Origin of the sequence: Ensifer sp. (genome assembly GCF_035999135.1) — a bacterium.
Lineage (GTDB): Bacteria > Pseudomonadota > Alphaproteobacteria > Rhizobiales > Rhizobiaceae > Ensifer.
Window position 1 is genome coordinate 1 of sequence record NZ_DASYGZ010000094.1, and the last position, 4,515, is coordinate 4,515.

Annotated in this window: 5 protein-coding genes and 1 pseudogene; all 6 read right to left on the reverse strand. The window is 60.4% G+C overall.

Annotated features, from left to right (window positions below):
- Nucleotides 1-123, reverse strand: a pseudogene (locus tag VGO12_RS11075) (branched-chain amino acid ABC transporter substrate-binding protein); the annotation flags it as partial.
- A gap of 114 nt (nt 124-237) precedes the next feature.
- A complete protein-coding gene (locus VGO12_RS11080) occupies nt 238-582 on the reverse strand; it encodes a DUF6867 family protein (RefSeq protein WP_327512804.1) in 345 nt (114 codons plus the stop codon).
- A 24-nt stretch (nt 583-606) separates the two neighbouring features.
- Nucleotides 607-1,332: an ABC transporter ATP-binding protein gene (locus tag VGO12_RS11085; protein WP_327512805.1), complete on the reverse strand. Its 726-nt coding sequence runs from the start codon at nt 1,330-1,332 to the stop codon at nt 607-609.
- On the reverse strand, nt 1,332-2,216 hold the full coding sequence (locus tag VGO12_RS11090) for an ABC transporter ATP-binding protein (RefSeq protein ID WP_327512806.1): 885 nt from the start codon (nt 2,214-2,216) through the stop codon (nt 1,332-1,334). The genes VGO12_RS11085 and VGO12_RS11090 overlap by 1 nt, the downstream gene beginning before the upstream one ends.
- Complete coding sequence (gene livM / locus VGO12_RS11095) at nt 2,216-3,601, reverse strand: high-affinity branched-chain amino acid ABC transporter permease LivM (protein ID WP_327512807.1); 1,386 nt, start codon at nt 3,599-3,601, stop codon at nt 2,216-2,218. Before livM ends, VGO12_RS11090 begins: the two co-directional genes overlap by 1 nt.
- Before the next feature lie 4 nt (nt 3,602-3,605).
- Nucleotides 3,606-4,508 (reverse strand): branched-chain amino acid ABC transporter permease, encoded by a 903-nt coding sequence (locus VGO12_RS11100; protein WP_327512808.1) that lies wholly within the window; start codon nt 4,506-4,508, stop codon nt 3,606-3,608.
- Between the last annotated feature and the right edge of the window lie 7 nt (nt 4,509-4,515).

Genomic DNA, 4,515 nt, shown 5'->3' on the forward strand with positions numbered 1-4,515 from the left:
ACCGAAGGCGGCGTTCGGGCCAGTCAGCGGGCCGGCGACACCAACGAGAATATCAGCCCAGGCGCTGCCGCTGAAGGCAACCATAGCCGTCAGCGCGACCGCCGACAGAAGAGACTTTTTCATCTTGTTACTCCCAATTATTCGAGCGGGTCTCGTTACCAACCTGCGCAATGCCCACCGTAGTTGCGCCGGTGTTTCTTTCGCACCGGCCGCGGCGGCCGACGCGCGCTGTTCCCTTTACTTGGCTTTCCAGGAGAAAGGCGAAGCCTTCTCATAGAGCCAATAGTAGTTATTGGTCATCTGCTTGGTCCGGTAGTAGCGGAAACCTGCGGTAGCAAACAACAAAAGCACGATCGTGTCCACGATATAGTAATGCAGGCTGAACATCGTGCCCTCGAAGAGAGCATGGTGTACGAAGCGGATGCCAACCCCCAGTAGCGCCACGTAGAGGACGAGCCGCGGCATGTCTTCCCAGCTTTCCGCGACGCTCTTGCCGGTGCGCCAGGCTGTCCAGCCACCCAGCACGCAGCTTATGAAAAGAAACTGCCAGACCGACGCTTCTTCGTAGAGAATTCCATGCATGTCAGTTGCTCCAGATGCAGCCGGTCAATGACGGCCACCTTCGAGATAGGCCGCGCGAACTTCCGGATTGGCGAGCAGTTCCTTGCCGCTGCCGCTCATCGTCACGCGTCCGTTGACCATCACATAGCCGCGGTCGGAAAGCTTGAGCGCGCCGAAGGCGTTCTGCTCGACGAGGAAGACGGTCAGTCCCTCCTCCTTGTTGAGCTTCTTGATTGCCTCGAAGATGCCCTTGACGATCAGTGGCGCAAGGCCGAGCGACGGCTCGTCGAGAAGCAGGAGCTTCGGCCGTGCCATCAGCGCGCGACCGATCGACAGCATCTGCTGCTCACCGCCCGAAAGCGTGCCGCCGCGCTGCGTCTGGCGTTCCTTCAGGCGCGGGAAAAGCGCAAAGACCTTTTCGACGTCCTCGTTGAAATGCTTGAGGTTGTCGAGGCTCGCGCCCATCTGCAGATTTTCGAACACCGTCATGCGCGGGAAGATGCGCCGGCCCTCAGGCGATTGCGCGATGCGCAGCCTTGCGATCTCGTGCGTCGGCATGCGGGTGATGTCCTGGCCCTCGAAGAAGACCGAGCCGGTGCGCGCCTGCGGGGCGCCGCAGATGGTCATCATCAGGGTCGACTTGCCGGCGCCGTTGGCGCCGATCAGGCAAACGATCTCGCCGCGATGCACTTCGACATCGACACCGCTCAGCGCCCGGATGTTACCGTAGTAGGTCTCGACGGCTTTGACTTGGAGAAGAGGCGCCGTCATCAGTGCTTGCCCCCCTGTCCGCCCTCGATTTCCTCGATTTGTTCGATCACCTCTTCAACCTCTTCATCCTCGACACCCAGATAGGCCGCGATGACCTTCGGATCGTTCTTGACGAAATCCGGTGTGCCGTCGGAAATCTTCTGTCCGTATTCCAGGACCACCACGTGGTCGGAAATCTCCATGACCACGGACATGTCGTGTTCAATGAGCAGGATCGACGTGCCGGTATCGGCACGGATGCCCTGCAGCAGTTCGTTGAGCGCCAGCGATTCACGCGGGTTGAGACCGGCGGCAGGCTCGTCCAGGCACAGAAGCTCGGGGCCCGTGCACATGGCGCGGGCGATTTCCAGACGGCGCTGCGCACCATAGGACAGGTCGCCGGCCGGGTCGTCGGCACGGTCGATCAGGGACGCCTTCTCCAGCCAGTGCTTGGCAAGGTCGATCGCCTCCTTCGACGCCTGGCGATAGGCCGGGAAGCCGAGAAGCCCGAGGAAGGTGTAGCCCGAGGCCTGCATCAGCTTGTTGTGCTGCGCGACCAGCAGGTTTTCGAGCACCGTCAGGCCGGAGAACATCCGGATGTTCTGGAAGGTGCGCGCCACCTTGGCATGCTTGGTGATCTCGAAGTCTGGCAGACGCTCCAGCAGGTATTCCTTGCCGGCCTTCTGCTTCATCGTGATCATGCCCATCGTCGGCTTGTAGAAGCCGGTGATGCAGTTGAACACCGTGGTTTTGCCTGCTCCGTTCGGGCCGATCAGCGCCGTGATGTCACCGCGATGGGCTTCGAAGGAGAAGTCGTTGATCGCCATCAGACCGCCGAAGCGCATCGACAGGTGCTCAACCTTGAGAATGGGGTCTTTTGTCATTGTCGTGGTCTCGCGGGCCATCAGCCGTGCCCTTCCTTGGTGAAGCTGCCGGAGACGGCCTTGCGTTCGTGCAGGAAGGCTGTCGGTTCGCGTGATCCGACGAAGCCACGCGGCTTCCAGACCATGACGACGACCATGGCCAGACCAAAGATCAGCATGCGGTAGAGTTCAGGGGTGAAATCAGGCCCGAAGACCATCTTCAGGAACGTCAGTTCACGCAGGATTTCCGTACCGCCGATCATCACAACGGCGGCGACTGCGATGCCGGTGAGCGAGCCCATGCCACCGAGAACGACGATCGCCAGAATGACCGCCGATTCCAGGAAGACGAAGGATTCAGGCGAAACGAAGCCCTGACGCACAGCAAAGAACGAGCCGGCGATGCCACCGAACATGGCGCCTGTCGCAAAGGCCGTGAGCTTCGTCGTCACCGTGTTGATGCCAAGCGAGCGGCAGGCGATCTCGTCCTCGCGCAGGGCTTCCCAGGCGCGACCGATCGGCATGCGGCGCAGCCGGATCGTCACGTAGGCGGTCAGCAGGCAGAGCGCGAGGATCAGATAGAACAGGAAGATCTTGTAATAGGCCGACGACATCGGCAGGCCCATCATCGCCGCAAAACCATCCTTGGAGGCATCGAACTTGATGCCGAACAGCGTCGCCTTGGCAATGCCGGACACGCCGAACGTACCCTTCGTCACCTCGGTCCAGTTGATCAGCACAAGTCGGATGATTTCCCCGAAGGCAAGGGTGACGATCGCCAGATAGTCACCTCTCAGCCTCAACACCGGGAAGCCGAGGATCATGCCCCAGAAGGCGGCAAGGATGCCCGCAACCGGCAGGAGGACCCAGAACGACAGGCCGAAATAGGTCGACAGAAGCGCGTAGGAGTAGGCACCGACGGCATAGAAGGCGACGTAGCCGAGATCCAGCAGACCGGCGAGACCGACGACGATGTTCAGCCCCCAGGCCAGCATCACGTAGATCAGGATCTGGATGCCGAAATTATCGACCCACTTCAGCGAACCCTGGACGCCGGCGAGCGCAACGATGATCGGCGGATAGACGAGCAGGAAGAGGATCGCGAGCTTGGAGAAGTGGCGGCTGAGGAAGCTTTCTTCCTTCGCCACGTCCTCAGCCTCGGCCTTGGCAGCCTTGCGCCGGGCCATGGCCGGCTGGACATAGGCGACCATCAGGAAGCGACCGACAGCAGCGACGATCACGAAGATCGCCAGCAGCCCCCAGCGCTGGTTGAGGATCAGCTCGTTGCGGATGTTCTGGTCGGACTTGAGACCGACGAACAGCACGAAAAGGCCGAGTGAAATCAGACCCGCGAAGACAGCCTCGCGCAGGGCCCGCGCCGTCACGTCAGTGCCGGCGCTTGCAGTCGTAGAAGCAATGTTTGCCATGGAATTATACCTTCTCGACTTCCGGTCGTCCGAGAATGCCAGACGGCTTGAAGATCAGGACGATGGCGAGAATGGAGAAGGTCGCGACGTCCTTGTAGTCGATGGTGAAATAGGCTGACCAGAGGGACTCGATGAGCCCGATCAGAAGTCCGCCAAGAACGGCGCCCGGCAGCGAACCGATACCGCCGAGGACGGCTGCGGTGAACGCCTTGACGCCCGGAACGAAACCGTCGGTGAAGACGACCACACCATAGTACATCAGGTACATCGTACCGGCGACGGCAGCGAGGGCCGCCCCCATGATGAAGGTCACCGAGATCGTGCGGTCGACGTCGACACCGAGCAGGGCCGCCATCTTGCGGTCCTGTTCGGTCGCACGCTGGGCACGGCCAAGCGGCGTCTTGTTGACGATGTACCAGAAGACCGAAAGCAGGATCGCCGTGATGATGATGATGATGATCTGCTTCAGCGAAATGGTGATGCCGAAGACGTCATAGACCGAGGAAACGAGCGGCGGGATCGGCTTGTTGCGCGGGCCCTGCGTCACCTGAATGAAGTTCGACAGCGCGATCGACATGCCGATCGCGGTGATCAGCGGCGCGAGCCGGAACGAACCGCGCAGCGGCCGATAGGCCACCTTCTCGATCGTCCAGTTCCAGAGACCCGCGGTGAGCATGCCGACGACCATCATCAACAGCAGCGCAAGTACAACCGGGACGCCCCCGATAAATGTTGTGAGAAGCAGAAAGACAATCAAAGCAGCGAAGCCGCCGAGCATGAAGATATCGCCGTGGGCGAAGTTGATCATGCCAATGATGCCGTAGACCATGGTATAACCGATTGCGATCATACCATAAATAGACCCAAGAGTCAGCCCATTGACGAGCTGCTGGACGAAATACTCCATCAATCTT

Coding starts and splice junctions, on each gene's coding strand:
- livM (WP_327512807.1), bottom strand. CDS start 3,601: ATGGCAAACATTGCTTCTACGACTGCAAGCGCCGGCACTGACGTGACG.
- VGO12_RS11080 (WP_327512804.1), bottom strand. CDS start 582: ATGCATGGAATTCTCTACGAAGAAGCGTCGGTCTGGCAGTTTCTTTTC.
- VGO12_RS11100 (WP_327512808.1), bottom strand. CDS start 4,508: ATGGAGTATTTCGTCCAGCAGCTCGTCAATGGGCTGACTCTTGGGTCT.
- VGO12_RS11090 (WP_327512806.1), bottom strand. CDS start 2,216: ATGGCCCGCGAGACCACGACAATGACAAAAGACCCCATTCTCAAGGTT.
- VGO12_RS11085 (WP_327512805.1), bottom strand. CDS start 1,332: ATGACGGCGCCTCTTCTCCAAGTCAAAGCCGTCGAGACCTACTACGGT.